The organism is Aeromonas taiwanensis (assembly GCF_000820165.1).
Taxonomy (GTDB): domain Bacteria; phylum Pseudomonadota; class Gammaproteobacteria; order Enterobacterales; family Aeromonadaceae; genus Aeromonas; species Aeromonas taiwanensis.
In genome coordinates this window covers 172,716-187,781 of sequence record NZ_CDDD01000058.1, presented here as the reverse complement: position 1 = coordinate 187,781, position 15,066 = coordinate 172,716, and the positions used below count along the sequence as shown (strand labels likewise).

At 62.5% G+C, this 15,066-nt stretch carries 17 protein-coding genes; 7 read left to right on the top strand and 10 right to left on the bottom strand.

What is annotated here, in order from left to right:
- Window positions 1-73 precede the first annotated feature (73 nt).
- From BN1136_RS11140 to ilvY, 3 genes are all read right to left on the bottom strand, one after another.
- Window positions 74-2,653: a bifunctional acetate--CoA ligase family protein/GNAT family N-acetyltransferase gene (locus BN1136_RS11140; protein WP_043808497.1), complete on the bottom strand. Its 2,580-nt coding sequence runs from the start codon at window positions 2,651-2,653 to the stop codon at window positions 74-76.
- 90 nt (window positions 2,654-2,743) lie between these two features.
- Entirely contained in the window at window positions 2,744-2,935 is a 192-nt protein-coding gene (locus BN1136_RS11135) for a hypothetical protein (protein WP_043764138.1), read from the bottom strand.
- Between the two features lie 122 nt (window positions 2,936-3,057).
- Window positions 3,058-3,951: an HTH-type transcriptional activator IlvY gene (gene ilvY / locus BN1136_RS11130; protein ID WP_043808494.1), complete on the bottom strand. Its 894-nt coding sequence runs from the start codon at window positions 3,949-3,951 to the stop codon at window positions 3,058-3,060.
- Between the two features lie 230 nt (window positions 3,952-4,181).
- Between ilvY and ilvC the strand changes: the two genes are divergently transcribed.
- Window positions 4,182-5,663, top strand: coding sequence for a ketol-acid reductoisomerase (ilvC, locus tag BN1136_RS11125; protein WP_043764265.1), 1,482 nt, complete (start codon window positions 4,182-4,184; stop codon window positions 5,661-5,663).
- Window positions 5,664-5,826: 163 nt separating this feature from the next.
- On the opposite strand, the gene pgi is transcribed toward ilvC, so the two are convergent.
- Window positions 5,827-7,476 (bottom strand): glucose-6-phosphate isomerase, encoded by a 1,650-nt coding sequence (gene pgi, locus BN1136_RS11120; protein WP_043764134.1) that lies wholly within the window; start codon window positions 7,474-7,476, stop codon window positions 5,827-5,829.
- 403 nt (window positions 7,477-7,879) lie between these two features.
- On the opposite strand from pgi, the gene BN1136_RS11115 reads away from it, so the two are divergent.
- Window positions 7,880-8,068, top strand: a complete 189-nt coding sequence (locus BN1136_RS11115; protein ID WP_043764133.1) for a hypothetical protein — start codon at window positions 7,880-7,882, stop codon at window positions 8,066-8,068.
- A 103-nt stretch (window positions 8,069-8,171) separates the two neighbouring features.
- Here BN1136_RS11115 and BN1136_RS11110 read toward each other — a convergent pair whose 3' ends face one another.
- From BN1136_RS11110 to coaBC, 5 genes are all read right to left on the bottom strand, one after another.
- Window positions 8,172-9,008 carry a mechanosensitive ion channel domain-containing protein gene (locus BN1136_RS11110; RefSeq protein ID WP_043764132.1) on the bottom strand — a complete coding sequence of 279 codons (837 nt, stop codon included), beginning with the start codon at window positions 9,006-9,008 and terminating at the stop codon, window positions 8,172-8,174.
- Between the two features lie 163 nt (window positions 9,009-9,171).
- Entirely contained in the window at window positions 9,172-9,267 is a 96-nt protein-coding gene (locus tag BN1136_RS20675; RefSeq protein WP_407921453.1) for a hypothetical protein, read from the bottom strand.
- 13 nt (window positions 9,268-9,280) lie between these two features.
- A complete protein-coding gene (gene slmA, locus BN1136_RS11105) occupies window positions 9,281-9,877 on the bottom strand; it encodes a nucleoid occlusion factor SlmA (protein ID WP_043764131.1) in 597 nt (198 codons plus the stop codon).
- Window positions 9,878-9,948: 71 nt separating this feature from the next.
- A complete protein-coding gene (gene dut, locus BN1136_RS11100) occupies window positions 9,949-10,407 on the bottom strand; it encodes a dUTP diphosphatase (protein WP_010676116.1) in 459 nt (152 codons plus the stop codon).
- 90 nt (window positions 10,408-10,497) lie between these two features.
- The gene (gene coaBC, locus BN1136_RS11095; RefSeq protein ID WP_043764130.1) at window positions 10,498-11,700 is read right to left on the bottom strand and encodes a bifunctional phosphopantothenoylcysteine decarboxylase/phosphopantothenate--cysteine ligase CoaBC; all 1,203 of its coding nucleotides are present in this window, start codon (window positions 11,698-11,700) and stop codon (window positions 10,498-10,500) included.
- A gap of 148 nt (window positions 11,701-11,848) precedes the next feature.
- Between coaBC and radC the strand changes: the two genes are divergently transcribed.
- The 5 genes from radC to mutM all read left to right on the top strand — a co-directional run bounded on the left by radC (window position 11,849) and on the right by mutM (window position 14,461).
- Window positions 11,849-12,523: a RadC family protein gene (radC, locus tag BN1136_RS11090; protein ID WP_043764129.1), complete on the top strand. Its 675-nt coding sequence runs from the start codon at window positions 11,849-11,851 to the stop codon at window positions 12,521-12,523.
- A gap of 137 nt (window positions 12,524-12,660) precedes the next feature.
- Window positions 12,661-12,897, top strand: coding sequence for a 50S ribosomal protein L28 (gene rpmB, locus BN1136_RS19885; RefSeq protein ID WP_005307492.1), 237 nt, complete (start codon window positions 12,661-12,663; stop codon window positions 12,895-12,897).
- 11 nt (window positions 12,898-12,908) lie between these two features.
- Window positions 12,909-13,076 (top strand): 50S ribosomal protein L33, encoded by a 168-nt coding sequence (rpmG, locus tag BN1136_RS11085; protein WP_005323752.1) that lies wholly within the window; start codon window positions 12,909-12,911, stop codon window positions 13,074-13,076.
- A 90-nt stretch (window positions 13,077-13,166) separates the two neighbouring features.
- The gene (locus BN1136_RS11080; RefSeq protein ID WP_043764128.1) at window positions 13,167-13,622 is read left to right on the top strand and encodes a hypothetical protein; all 456 of its coding nucleotides are present in this window, start codon (window positions 13,167-13,169) and stop codon (window positions 13,620-13,622) included.
- A gap of 26 nt (window positions 13,623-13,648) precedes the next feature.
- Window positions 13,649-14,461 (top strand): bifunctional DNA-formamidopyrimidine glycosylase/DNA-(apurinic or apyrimidinic site) lyase, encoded by an 813-nt coding sequence (gene mutM, locus BN1136_RS11075; protein ID WP_043764127.1) that lies wholly within the window; start codon window positions 13,649-13,651, stop codon window positions 14,459-14,461.
- A gap of 57 nt (window positions 14,462-14,518) precedes the next feature.
- Here the strand turns inward: mutM and coaD are convergent, their stop codons facing one another.
- Window positions 14,519-15,001 carry a pantetheine-phosphate adenylyltransferase gene (coaD, locus tag BN1136_RS11070; protein ID WP_043764126.1) on the bottom strand — a complete coding sequence of 161 codons (483 nt, stop codon included), beginning with the start codon at window positions 14,999-15,001 and terminating at the stop codon, window positions 14,519-14,521.
- Window positions 15,002-15,066: the final 65 nt, after the last annotated feature.

Here is a 15,066-nt window from a genome sequence, read left to right as displayed (position 1 = left end):
AATTGAAGAAGCCCGCTCATTCGAGCGGGCTTTTTTATTGCCTGAAATTTCTCATCCCCACTATTTTCTGGTGCTATGCCCCTTCTGTCTCATCGGCACAGGGCAGCGCCATATTGACCACCCCATCCTCCAGCTGGATATCGATCTTGAAGCCGAGTCGCCTGGCGAGGTTGATCATGCCGCGATTGCTGGGCATGGTCATGCCCGACAGTTGGTCAATGCCTCGCTCTTTCGCGTAGCGCACAATCTTCTCCATCATCAGTTTGCCGAGCCCCAGCCCCTTCAAGTCAGAACGCACCAGGATGGCAAACTCTGCATCCGACTGATCCGGACTGGCAATGGCTCGAACCACCCCCAGGATCTGCTGGCTGAAAGGACCGTCCTGCCCCACGGCGACGAAGGCCATCTCCCGGTCGTAATCGATCTGGGTCATGCGGGCCAGCTCTTCGTGCCCCAGCTCCCCCACATCGGCGAAGAAGCGCTTGTACCTGTCCTCATCGGACACCAGCTTTACGAACTGCTTGTGGGCGGGCTCATCCTCGGGGCGGATGGGGCGCAGCAGCACATGACTCTTGTCCTTGAGCCAGGCGCCCTCTTCCAGCTCGGTCGGATAGGGGCGGATAGCGAGCGGCAGCATCTGTTGCCCTCTCTCCATCAGGACGAGACGGGCATCAAGGATCACCATCTCATCGCCACAAGCCTGCAGCGGATGCAGGTCCAGCTCTTGTATCTCGGGGAAGGCCAGCAGCAGCTCGGAGAGCTGGCACAGCACCTGGCCGAGAGCGTCGATATCGAGCCGTATTGGACTGGCCTGCTCGCGGATCTTGCCGTCCTTGAGGGCTCCGATGATCTGGTAGCGCGCCAGCGCCTGGTTGAGGGGCGGGAGGGCCGCGACCATCTCGTGAGGCTCGGCGCCGGATTCGCCAAGCAGGATGACGGGTCCGAAGACGGGATCCTGCTGCAACCTGAGCCGCAGCTCCAGTCCGCCGCTGCGGCGCGCCATACGCTGTACCAGCAGGCCTTCAATACGGGCACCCGGGTCGTGTTGACGTACCCTGTCCAGGATGGCATCCGCCGCCTGAGCCACCTCCGCCGAGGTGCGCAGATTCAGCATGACGCCGTGCACTTCTGACTTGTGAGCGATGTCGGGTGAGCGCAGCTTCACGGCCACCGGGTAACCGATCTGCTCTGCCGTCAGGGCGGCTTCGATAGAATCGGTGACGATCCAGGTCGCCAGAGTGGAAAGTCCGGCGGCCTGCATGATGGGTTGGACCAAGTGGGTATCCAGCACCCGCTGCTGGCGTTCCAGCGCCTGCTGGAGCAGCTGCTGGCAGCGTTCGACATCGAGCCGGTCCCCGTGCAGGGAGGCCGGGGTTTCCATCAGCTGCTTCTGGTTGCGGCGATATTCCACCATGTGCATGAAGGCGGTGACGGCGCTCTCCGGAGTGCGATAGGTGGGGATCCCCGCCTCGTTGAACAAGCGACGTCCCTCCTGGGCGGAGTATTCCCCCGCCCAGTTGGTGAGGATGTTGAAGCGACGAGCACGGGGATGCTGCCTGATGAAGTCGATCAGGCTGCTGGCGAGGGTCGCACCACGGGCGGTGAGGGAGGGGGCGTGGATCAGCAGGATGGCGTCGGCAGCCTCCCCCTGCAGCAGGGCCTCCAGCGCACTCTTGTAGGACTCGATATCGGCATCGCTGCCGATGTCGAGTGGTGCCATCGCCAGCTTGCCGCCGCGCGCCAGCAGCACATCGGCGGCCATGTTGGCCAGACCCCGCCCGTTGGAGAGGATGGCGAGCCGCTCCCCCTTGAGGGTCAGGGAGTGGCTCAGGGTCTCGACGGTGGCAAACAGCTCGTGAGTATCCCGGACGCGCAGCATGCCGGCCCGGCGGATGGCGGCATCATAGACGTTGTCGAGGCCATTGGCCGGGTCGTGCCGCCCGCTCTTGAGGACCAGGATGGGCTTGTTACGCGAGGCGGCGCGGGCGGCGGAGAGAAAGTGCCTCGCATCGTGCAGCTTGTCCATGTAGATCAGAATGGCGCGGGTCGTCCCGTCGCGGGAGAGCTGATCCAGCAGCTGGCCGAAGTCGATGTCGCAGTGATCCCCCAGGGAGATGAAGGCCGAGAAGCCTATCTCGCGCTGCTTGGCCCAGTCGAGGATGGTGGTGCTGACCGCCGCCGACTGGGAGAGAAATGCCACCTGCCCCGGGGTGGCGGCAATGGGGGAGAAGCTGGCATTGATGCCCTGGCTCGGCAGCAGCATGCCCATGCTGTTGGGGCCGAGTAGACGGATACCGTACTGCCGGCACAGCGCTCTGAGCCGTTGGCGCTCGTCACCGGAGAACTGGGCGGCCAGGATGATGGCGGCCCCCGTCCCCTTCTTGCCGAGCTCCTCGATGAGTGGCAGCACCCGCTCGCGTCGGGTGCAGACGATGGCGAGATCGGGGGAGAGGGGGAGACTCTCGACATCAGGATAGGCGAGTACCCCGGCGATGGACTGGCTGTGGGGGGCAACCGGCAGTATGGGGCCCTGGAACTGGCCCGCAAGCAGGTGTCTGATGACCACATGCCCGGCTTTTTGCGGATCGCCGGAGGCACCGATGACGGCGATAGAGTGGGGTTTGAAGAGCCGATCCAGGCCGCTTTGTTTCATGGGCACTCCTGAGGACGACCCCCGGGTCGAGGGTGACGGATGGTGCCAGTCTAATACGCTTTGCGCGTTCGTTCTGTGACCGGTTGCGGATCACGATCGGGCGAGGGCATTGGCGCGCAGATAAAATCGCAGCTCTCCCTGGATGCATTGCACCGTGGCGAGGTGCCGGTCCTGCAGGTAGATCTCCTGCTCCCGATCGAGTTCATGGCGTTGTATCCCCAGACTCTGCAGATATTCTGCGAACAGGATGGCGCTCTGGATTTCGACAAGATTCTGGCTCATGTGCTATTCCCTGATGGTGGCTGCTTGGGCCGGCCAGTCTCCCTCCTTCTCTCCCGCTTTCATACTGATACATTTGACACTTGATAACTGTGTATCGGCAGTCACGGCACCCCGTCGCAGGGTCAGCGCGTGCCGCCCTGGCCGCGCGCCGTATCCCAGAAGGCGCGGATCAGCGGCTCTTCCAGCCGCTTCTTGAGCACGGCGATGCCGACGTCGAATGGCTTGAGCGCCGGTTTGGGCTCGACGATGCGCACCTTGTCCCCCATGGGGCTGTGATCGATCACGGCGGCGGGGACCACGCCGACGCCGAAGCCGAGTGCCACCATGGCGACGATGCCCTCGTTGCCCGCCACTTCCGCATAGATGTTGGGGGCTATCCCCTTGTTGCGAAACCACTGGTCACAGCGCTTTCGGGCCAGCCCCTGCTCGGAGAGGATGAGGGGCAGCCGTTCCCAGTCCGGCTCGCCCTGCTGGAACCACTGGCTCTGCTGGGGGGCATTGCGTGGGGCGATGAAGACCAGCGGCACCTGCTGCAGGCTGGCAAATTCCAGCTTGGAGGAGAGGGCATCCGGCCGCGCGGCGATGGCGAGATCGGCCTCGTCCGCCAGGATCTTGTCCACCGCCAGGGCCGGGTCGCCGGTCTCCAGTTTGATCTCCAGCTGGGGATAGCGGCGGCGAAAGCGCTCCAGCACCTCGGGCAGCAGGAAGTAGCTGGCGGTGACCGAGCAGAACACCCGTAGCCGCCCCTGCAGCGGTTCGTCGCTGCGCTTGAGTTCCTGCTTGAGCTGGCGCCACTCCTGCAACAGGGCTCCTCCAAACTCTCGCAGCTTCTCCCCCGCCGGGGTGAGCCGTACCGAGCGATTGTCCCGCTCGAACAGCACGCAGCCGGTCTCCTGCTCCAGCCGCTGGATGGCGCGGCTCAGGGTGGAGGGACTGACTGCCATGGCATCGGCGCTTTTGCCGAAGTGGAGGGAGTCGGCGAGGTGGAGAAACAGCTCGAGATTGCGAAGGTCCATCTATCTATTCCTGGGGGGCGCACGGCGCCGAGTCGTCAGTACCGCCCATATCCTGCCCGGGTTGGCACCCGAAATGGGGCTATCCGGGGTGGGAAATGGCGGGGCGTCACATTTCAATTATTGCAACGTACTGTTTCGAATATATCAGTTCAGGCAATAAGTGTCCCGCGCTATAGTGGTTTGGACAACGCCGTTACCCGGCATGGAATCAATCGAACGGAGCAATCACCATGGCTAATTATTTCAACACCCTGAACCTGCGCCAGCAGCTGGCCCAGCTGGGCAAGTGTCGTTTCATGCAGCGCGAAGAGTTCGCGGACGGTTGTGCGGCGCTCAAGGGCAAGAAGGTGGTGATTGTGGGCTGTGGCGCCCAGGGCCTGAACCAGGGCCTGAACATGCGCGACTCCGGGCTGGACATCTCCTACGCCCTGCGCAAGGCCGCCATCACCGAGAAGCGTGCCTCCTGGCAGAAGGCCACCGACAATGGCTTCGTGGTCGGCACCTATGAAGATCTGATCCCGACCGCCGATCTGGTGCTGAACCTGACTCCGGACAAGCAGCACTCCGACGTGGTGAAGACCGTGATGCCGCTGATGAAGCAGGGCGCCGCACTGGGTTACTCCCACGGCTTCAATGTGGTGGAAGAGGGTCAGCAGATCCGCTCCGACATCACCGTCGTCATGGTCGCCCCCAAGTGCCCGGGTACCGAGGTGCGTGAAGAGTACAAGCGCGGCTTCGGTGTACCGACCCTGATCGCTGTTCACCCGGAGAACGATCCCCAGGGCGAGGGCATGGCCATCGCCAAGGCGTGGGCTTCTGCCACCGGCGGCGACCGTGCCGGCGTGCTGGAATCCTCCTTCGTTGCAGAAGTGAAATCCGACCTGATGGGCGAGCAGACCATCCTCTGCGGCATGCTGCAGGCTGGTTCCCTGCTCTGCTACGACAAGCTGGTTGCCGAGGGCACAGATCCCGCTTATGCCGGCAAGCTGATCCAGTTCGGCTGGGAGACCATCACCGAGGCCCTGAAGCAGGGCGGCATCAGTCTGATGATGGACCGTCTCTCCAACCCGGCCAAGCTGCGTGCCTTCGAGCTGTCCGAGCAACTGCGTACCCTGATGCGTCCGCTGTTCGAGAAGCACATGGATGACATCATCGCCGGCGAGTTCTCCCGCGGCATGATGGCCGACTGGGCCGAAGACGATGCCAAGCTGTTCGGCTGGCGCGAAGAGACTGGCAAGTCCGCCTTCGAGAATGCCCCTGCCTATGCCGGCAAGATCGCCGAGCAGGAGTACTTCGACAACGGCGTGGTCATGGTGGCCATGGTCAAGGCGGGTGTCGAGCTGGCGTTCGAGACCATGGTGGCCTCCGGCATCTACGAAGAGTCTGCCTACTACGAGTCTCTGCACGAGCTGCCGCTGATCGCCAACACCGTCGCCCGCAAGCGTCTGTACGAGATGAACGTGGTCATCTCCGACACCGCGGAGTACGGCAACTACCTGTTCGCCAACGCCGCCGTGCCGCTGCTGCGCGAGCACTTTATGCCGACCCTGCAGGCCGGGGATCTGGGCAGCGCCCGCGCCGAGAGCAAGGCCGTGGACAACCTGGCCCTGCTGGCTGCCAACGAGGCGACCCGCAACCACCCGATCGAGAAGATCGGCCAGACCCTGCGCGGCTACATGAAGGACATGAAGCGCATCGCCGTCGGCGGCTAAGCCTTCGCTGCGCAGCATCAGAAGGGGCGGGGATGACGATCCCCGTTACTGGCTGGCTTAGACACCTGGCCAGTCGTCCGGATGATGCAAGCAGACCGATTGAAGCCAACAAAAAAGCCCCGCTCATCGAGCGGGGCTTTTGCATTGCGGAGGGCGTGAACGATCAGACCTTCCAGGCTTTCCAGGTGTTGATCAGGCCGTTGGTGGAGCAGTCGTGGCTGGTGACCGCCTCGTCGTTGCCCAGCTCCGGCAGGATCTTGTTGGCCAGCTGCTTGCCCAGCTCCACACCCCACTGATCGAAGCTGAAGATGTTCCAGATCGCGCCCTGCACGAAGATCTTGTGCTCGTACATGGCGATCAGGGAGCCGAGGGTCTTCGGGGTCAGGCTCTTGAACAGGATGCTGTTGGTCGGGCGGTTGCCTTCGAACACCTTGAACGGCACCAGCTCTTTAACTTGGTCGAGCGTCTTGCCGGCGGCCAGGAACTCGGCCTCCACGGCCTCCTTGCTCTTGCCGAAGGCCAGGGCCTCGGTCTGGGCGAAGAAGTTGGCCAGCAGTTTCGGATGGTGGTCACCGATGGGGTTGTGGCTGATGGCCGGGGCCAGGAAGTCGCAGGGGATCAGCTTGGTGCCCTGGTGGATCAGCTGGTAGAAGGCGTGCTGGCCGTTGGTACCCGGCTCACCCCAGATGATGGGGCCGGTCTGGTAGTCGACCTTGTTGCCGTCGCGGTCCACGTACTTGCCGTTGGACTCCATGTTGCCCTGCTGGAAGTAGGCGGGGAAGCGGTGCATGTACTGGTCGTAGGGCAGGATGGCTTCGGATTCGGCGCCGTAGAAGTTGTTGTACCACAGGCCGATCAGGGCCAGCAGCACGGGCACGTTCTGCTCATAGGCGGCAGTGGCAAAGTGCATGTCCATCTCGAAGGCGCCTTGCAGCAGGGCCTCGAAGTGCTCGAAGCCGAGGGAGAGGGCGATGGGCATGCCGATGGCGGACCAGGAGGAGTAGCGGCCGCCGACCCAGTCCCAGAACTCGAACATGTTGGCGGTGTCGATGCCGAACTCGGCCACGGCATTGCCGTTGGTCGACAGGGCGGCGAAGTGCTTGGCCACGTGAGCCTTGTCGCCGGCGTGGCCGAGGAACCAGTCGCGGGCGGTCAGGGCGTTGGTCATGGTCTCCTGAGTGGTGAAGGTCTTGGAGGCCACCAGGAACAGGGTGGTTTCCGGATCGATCTTCTTCAGGGTCTCGGCGATGTGGGTGCCGTCGACGTTGGAGACGAAGTGCATCTCCAGGTGATTCTTGTAGGGGCGCAGGGCCTCGGTGATCATGACGGGGCCCAGATCGGAGCCGCCGATGCCGATGTTGACCACGTGCTGGATCGGTTTGCCGGTATAGCCCTTCCACTCACCGGAGATGACCTTCTCGCAGAAACCCTTCATCTTGGCCAGCACGGCGTTGACTTCCGGCATCACGTCCTTGCCGTCCACCTCGATGGGGCGATCGGAACGGTTGCGCAGGGCGGTGTGCAGCACGGCGCGCCCTTCGGTCATGTTGATCTTGTCGCCGTTGAACATGGCATCGATGGCGCTGCGCAGGTCGGTTTCGTTGGCCAGGTTGACCAGCAGCTTGAGGGTCTCTTCGGTGATCAGGTTCTTGGAGTAGTCGACCAGGATGTCGCCACCGAAGGTGAGGGAGAACTTGTCGAAACGTTGGGGATCCTGTGCGAACAGATCCTTGAGACGGCTCTCCTTGTTAGCTGCAAAATGGGCTTCCAGTGCCTGCCAGGCCTGGGTCCGGGTCGGATTGATGTTTTTCATAGGATTCCTGAAATGCCAAGTTGTGTTTGAACCTTGCAGGCAAGGCTCCCGCCAAACCTTATTATTCGAGCATTATACCGGGCGCTGCGTTCAGCCCGTGTAACAGAGCTTTACCAATTGTCTGCACCGAAGGAGTTTACAACCAAAACGCGGCGATTATGAGCCACCCGTGGCCTCAGGATCTTGCGTTGGCGCATGCTTGGCCTGGCTTGCACGGGTGAAAGGGTTTTCAGCCAAGGGCCGGAGAGACACTGTGCCCATCCCCGCAAATGACGCCTGGCAATACACCTTTTCGTCGATTTTATGCGCAAACGCAAACTTGCTCCGTCCGGAGCCGGTTATTATCCGACCAGATGGACGATTCTCCCAGGGATGGCCAGGTTATTGGAACGAGGAGATCGACATGAAACGCGTACTGTCCCTGTTTGCCCTGAGCCTGATCGCCACCGGTCTCATCGGCCTGCTGACCCTGGCATTGACGACGGCCGCCCCGACGCTCGAGATGCGGGTGCTGGCGGTCATGGGGGCCGTGCTGGGGGGCTATGTGCTGGTACAGCCGCTACTCAACCGGTTGGCCAGACGGCTGGCCTGAGTTCGGCTGAGCACAGTGACGAGGCAAAGGAGGCCGGCCCGGGTGACCGGGGCCCAGAAACGACAATGCCAGCCCGGGGGCTGGCATTGTCGCATTCAGGGGATCAAGCCTGCGTTTTTTGCATGTGCATGACCATCTGTGGGAAGGGGATCTCGATGCCTTCGGCGTCGAAGGTCAGCTTCACCTTCTCGTGGAAGTCGAACCAGACACCCCAGTAGTCGCCGGTCTTGACCCAGGGGCGCACCACGATATTGACCGAGGAGTCGGCCAGTGCGGCGACGGCGATGGTGGCGGCCGGATCTTTGAGGATGCGCGACTCTTCGCTCACCAGGCGCTCGAGGATCTGCTTGGCCTTGCGCAGGTCTGAGTTGTAGCCGATGCCGAAGGTCATGTCGACGCGGCGGGTATCCATGCGGGAGTAGTTGACTATGGTGCCGTTGAGGATGGCGGAGTTCGGTACCACCACCATCTTGTTGTCACCTGAGGTGAGGGTGGTGGTGAACAGTTGCACCGCCTGAACCATGCCGTTGGTGCCGGCCACTTCGATGAATTCCCCCGCCTTGATGGGGCGGAAGATGATGAGCAGGAAGCCGGCTGCGAAGTTGGAGAGCGACCCTTGCAGCGCCAGGCCGATGGCCAGACCGGCGGCACCTATGATGGCCACGAAGGAGGCGGTTTGCACACCGACCCGGCCCAGGGCGGCGATCACCACGAACACCAGTATGGTGTACTTGAGGATGCTGCCGACGAATTCGGTGATGGTGGTATCGAGTTTGCGGCTCTGCATCACCTTGACGGCACCACCACTGAGCAGGTTGGCGGCGATGTAACCGACCAGCAGGGTGAGCAGGGCAGCGGTGATGTTGACCGCATACTCGATGATCAGCCCCTGGTTGTTGACCAGCCAGGTTTGCGCTTCGGTAATGATCTCGGGTTCCATAGGATATCCTGTTGGTTTGAAGGTGGATGGGGCATGAATCTAACACCGGAACGCGACAGTCTGGGTCGCATCTGGTGCTTATTTCCTGTCATGGCACGCTGCCATAAAAAACAAGGGAGGCCAAGGCCTCCCTGTGTACTCGCCCTTTTCGGGTCCGGTTGTCTCAATTCCGCAACAGTTGACTGCGCATGAATTGCCACTGGTCCTCGACGCCGGCGGTGGGCTTGAGCGTGAACTCGGAGCGGACGTGCTGGTTGATCCGCCCTTCGGTATCAGCTTTGCAACAGCTGGCTGCGCATGAACTGCCACTGGTCCTCGAAGCCGGCGGTGGGCTTGAGCTTGAACTCGGAACGGACGAACTGGCTGATCCGGCCCTCTGCATAGGCCAGCAGCAGGTTGGCCAGCATGGTCTCGTCGAGCTGGAAGCCCTGGCCTTCCCGCAGGCGCTTCTCCCGCAGCGCCTGCTTGAGCTGGGTCTCCAGCTTGTCGAAAAGGACACTGATGCGATCCCGCAGCCGATCGTGCTCCCCCAGCAGGGCATCGCCGTTGAGGATGCGGGTTATGCCGGGGTTGCGCTCGGCGAACACCAGCAGCAGCTGCAGTATGTGGTGGCAGCGGGCCATGGTGTCCTTCTCTTCGGCCATGATCAGGTTGACCCGTGACAGCAGGGAATCCTCGATGAAGTCGATCAGCCCCTCGAACATCCTCGCCTTGCTGGGAAAATGCCGGTAGAGGGCCGCCTCTGACACACCAACCTCGGCCGCCAGGCGAGCCGTGGTGATGCGCTGGCCCGGACTGGTTTCCAGCATGTGGGCGAGTGCCTGCAGGATCTGATCGCGCCGACTCTGTTTCTGGTTACTGCTTGCCATGGATTCCCCTAAAAAAAACAATGGCTTGATTCTGTTATTTGGCACGTGCCCCAAGGGGCCGTGTGGTCTTGTTATTGGCGACCAGAAGAACCAAACCCGCCTTCACCCCGTTCACTCTGATTGAACTCGTCGACCAGCTGGAAGCTGGCCTGAACCACCGGCAGGATCACCAGCTGGGCGATGCGCTCGCCGGGCTGCATGGTGAAGCTGTCGTTGCCGCGATTCCACACCGAGACCATCAGCTGGCCCTGATAATCGGAATCGATCAGACCCACCAGGTTGCCCAGTACGATGCCGTGCTTATGGCCGAGGCCGGAGCGGGGCAGGATGGTGGCGCACAGACCCGGATCCTGGATGTGGATGGCCAGCCCGGTCGGCACTAGTGTGGTGTCGCCCGGGGCCAGGGTCAGCGGGGCATCCAGCAGGGCGCGCAGATCCATGCCGGCGGAGCCGGGCGTGGCGTAGGCGGGCAGCGGGAAGTCGGTGCCGATACGGGCATCCAGAATTTTCAGTTCAATTTGTGTCGTCATGAATATTGTTCAATTGGATCGCCGGGCGATCGGGTGGTTCAGCGGGTGCCTGTGGGGCACCCGGCATGTTCAATGGGCCCGGGAGCGGGCTCAAGGTCGATAGTGGCGTGCAATCAGGGCGACAAGATGACGAGCCAGCGTCAGCTTATCGGCCAGGGGCAGCGCGGCTTGACCCCCTTGCCAGAAGACGGTCAGGGCGTTGTCATCGGCATTGAAGCCCTGGCCGGCACGGGACACATCGTTGGCAGCGATCATGTCCAGCCGTTTGCGTCGCAATTTGTCGAGGGCGTATTGTTCCACATCCACGGTTTCGGCGGCAAATCCGACGGTGAAGGGTTTGTCTGACCTGGCTCCCACATCGGCGATGATGTCGGGATTCTTGACCAGGGTCAGGACCATCTGGTTGTTGTCGCCAGTCTTCTTGATCTTCTGGCTGGCCACCTGCTCGGGGCGGTAATCGGCGACGGCGGCGCAGCCGATGAAGAGATCGCACTCGCCAACCCGGCTCATCACTGCCTCATGCATCTGCTGGGCACTCTCCACATCGACCCGCTCCACCCCCAGGGGCGTTGGCAGGCTGACGGGGCCGCTCACCAGGATCACCTCGGCGCCCGCCTCGCGGGCGGCGCGGGCGATGGCATAACCCATCTTGCCGGAGCTGTGGTTGCTGATGTAGCGCACCGGATCCAGCGCCTCGCGGGTCGGTCCCGCGGTGAGCAGCAGCCTGACGCCTGCCAGCAGGGGCTCGGCGGCGAGCTGCTGGCAGCAGCGCTCTACCAGGTCGAGGGGATCCAGCATCCGGCCGGGACCCACGTCGCCGCAGGCCTGGCTGCCGGAGTCCGGCCCCCAGAGCTGGATGCCGCGGCTGGCGAGGGTCTTGAGGTTGGCCTGGGTGGCGGCGTTCAGATACATCTGCTGGTTCATGGCCGGTGCCAGGGCAACCGGGGCCGGGGTGGCCAGACAGAGGGTGGTGAGCAGTTCGTCCGCCATGCCGGCGGCCATGCGGGCCATCAGGTTGGCGCTGGCGGGGGCGATCAGCACCAGATCGGCCCATTTGGCCAGCTCGATGTGGCCCATGCCCGCCTCGGCGGCCGGATCCAGCAGGCTGTCCGAGACCGGGTATCCGGAGACGGCCTGCAGGGTCAGCGGCGTGATGAACTCCTTGGCGGAGCGGGTCATCACCACGCGCACGTCGGCCCCCTGATCTTTCAGGCGGCGCACCAGCTCGGCACTCTTGTAGGCGGCGATACCACCGCTGACACCCAACAGGATACGTTTATCGGCCAATCTCATCTGCTGTATCTCTTCCGGCTCAATCTGACTGGTCGGCTAAGATAGCACAGCCGGTGGGTGGCGACAGAGGCTGACATGGGGGAGTTGTGGTCGGGCTCGCGGGATTCTTTGCTATGTTTTCTCTCAATAGGCAGACAGGGAGAGACAAATGAGCATCAAGGAGTGGCCTGAAGAGGAGCGCCCACGGGAAAAGTTGCTGCGCCGCGGAGCGACGGTGCTCTCCGATGCCGAACTGCTGGCCATCTTCCTGCGCACCGGGGTGAGCGGGTTGAGTGCAGTGGATCTCTCCCGCCAGCTGTTGCGGCAGTTTGGCTCCCTGCGGGCGTTGCTCGGGGCCGAACAGCAGACCTTCTGCGAAGCGCATGGCCTCGGGCCGGCCAAATATGCCCAATTGCAGGCGGTGCTGGAGATGGGACGGCGCCATTTGGCCGAGCAGCTGCAACGGGGGGAGGCGATCACCTCGCCCGGGCTCACCCGGGCCTATCTGCAGGCCCAGTTGCGGGATCGGCCGCGGGAAGTTTTTGCGCTGCTGCTGCTCGATAACCAGCACAGGGTCATCCAGTTCGTCGAACTTTTTTACGGTACGCTGGACGCTGCGAGCGTCTGGCCCAGGGAAATCGTGCAGATCGCGCTCAAACATAATGCAGCCGCCGTGAATCTGGCGCATAATCACCCGTCCGGCGTGGCCGAGCCCAGTCGGGCCGACCGCCAGATCACGGATCGGATCCTGGCCGCCCTGGCCCTGGTCGATATCAGAGTGCTGGATCACCTGGTGATCGGTGACGGCATCACGGTTTCTTTTGCAGAGCGTGGTTGGCTATAGACTGGGCTCTGGCACTGTATTAGTTGATCTTTGATCACGGATGCTGTATAAAATGCCGCCTTCTGTTTGCCCCGCAATCGAAGGCCAGCGGGGCAGATATTTGCTCGAGCAATGAAGTAAGATTTGGAGAGACTGACATGTCTAGAGTATGCCAAGTAACCGGCAAGCGCCCGGCAGTTGGTAACAACCGTTCGCACGCTAACAACGCTACCAAGCGTCGTTTCCTGCCGAACCTGCACACTCACCGTTTCTGGGTTGAGAGTGAAAAACGCTTCGTGAGCCTGCGCGTATCCGCAAAAGGCATGCGTATCATCGACAAGCGCGGCGTTGAAGTGGTTCTGGCTGAACTGCGTGCCAGCGGCGTTAAGGTATAAGGAATTAGATCATGGCTAAAGGTATTCGCGATAAGATTCGCCTGAACTCCAGCGCCGGTACTGGTCACTTCTATACCACTACCAAAAACAAGCGCACCATGCCCGAAAAAATGGAGATCAAGAAATTTGATCCCGTGATTCGTCAGCATGTGATCTACAAAGAAGGCAAAATCAAGTAATTACTTGGTTTTGCTGCAAAAACCCGGCCTTGTGCCGGGTTTTTTTATGGTCGGAATTCAGTACACTGCCGGTTGGAAGGGAGGCTTGCCATGTTTAAATTGAGCCGCAAAGGCTGGAACAACGTGATCATCGTGGGCGTGCTGATCGTCATTACCCTGCTGCACCGGCTCGAGCAGGTGCAGCAGGAAAACAGCGCCCAGCGACCACGCCCCTTGTTGCCGGCGGATGCCGTGGTGTTGACCTGGCAGGGACCGAGCTGGCAGATAGAGCGCATCGGCCAGGGGTGGCGCAGCGGGCCGGATCTGGGGCTCGACAGCGCCCAGCTGGCCGCCCGTATCGACGCGTGGCAGGGCTGGTTGCTGCCGCCGGGGGAGGCCGTGCGCGGCGCGCCGGTCACCCTCAAGATCTGGATCGCCGGCCAGAGCGATCCCGTCGAGGTAGGGCTCTATCAGGACGACGGCAAATTTGGCGCCCTGCTGCCCCCCTCGACCTGGCTCAGCCTGAGTCAGGCGCAATATCGCGATCTGATGCGTCCCATCCCCTAACCACGTCCTGAGCGAGAGGCCCGTCTATGCCTGAATTACCGGAAGTTGAAGTCAGCCGCCAGGGGATCTCGCCCTGGCTCACCGGCATCAAGGTGACCCGCGTGGTGGTGAGGGACGGCCGGCTGCGCTGGCCCGTGCCTGGCGAAATCCAGGAGCTGGTAGATCTCGTCATTCACCGGGTCCGCCGCCGCGCCAAGTACCTGCTGCTGGAGACCGACTTCGGCACTGCCATCCTGCATCTCGGCATGTCCGGCAGCCTGCGGGTGCTGGACATCGGCACCCCGGCCGAGAAGCACGATCACGTGGACATCGAGCTGGCCAACGGCAAACTGCTGCGGCTCAACGATCCGCGCCGTTTCGGTGCCCTGCTGTGGACCCGTGAACCGGCCGAGGCGCACGCCCTGCTCGCCAAGCTGGGGCCTGAGCCGCTCACCGACGCCTTCAGCGCCGACTATCTGCGGGAGCGGGCCAAGGGGCGCAGCACCGCCATCAAGCTGTTCCTGATGGACAACCATGTGGTGGTCGGGGTGGGCAACATCTACGCCAACGAGGCGCTCTATGCCGCCGGCATTCACCCCAAGCGGGCGGCGGGCAACATCAGCGCCGAGCGGCTGGGCAACCTGGTGAGCGAGATCAAGCGGGTGCTGGCCGAGGCCATTCGGCAGGGGGGGACCACCCTCAAGGATTTCACCAGTGCCGACGGCAAGCCCGGTTATTTCGTCCAGCAGCTGCAGGTCTATGGCCGGGGCGGCCAACCCTGTTTCCACTGCCAGACCCTGCTGAGCGAGGTGAAGATGGGCCAGCGCACCACAGTATTCTGCTCCCACTGCCAGCGCTGACGCGCAACAAGGGCAACTGGCTGGCCCGTGAGAGGACTGACAGATCCCGCGAGGGGGTTATTTGCCCTGCTTGGCGGCGATGGCCTGGGCCACCACGGGGTCGACAAACTGGTGAATGTCGCCGCCGTGGAGCGCCACCTCTTTTACCAGGGTGGAGGAGATGAAGGAGTTCTCTTCCGCCGGGGTGAGGAAGACGCTCTCCAGGGTCGGCATCAGGCGGCGGTTCATGTTGGCGAGCTGGAATTCGTACTCGAAGTCGGAGACGGCGCGCAGGCCCCGGATCAGCACGTTGGCCTGCTGCTCCCTGGCAAAATCCACCAGCAGGCCGGAGAAGCCCACCACCTTGACGTTGGGCAGGTGAGCCGTCACCTGCCGGGCCAGCTGGACACGCTCCGCCAGATCGAACAGCGGCCGTTTGCTCGGGCTGTTGGCCACCCCGACCACCACCTCGTCAAACAGCCTGGCGGCCCGGCCTATGAGGTCGGTGTGGCCGTTGGTGATGGGGTCGAAGGTGCCGGGGTAGATTACCTTGTTGGTCATGCTGCTGACTTCCTGAAGCCGGAAAATTGGTCGCATTATAGGGGGTGTTGCGGGTTGGGCGCGAC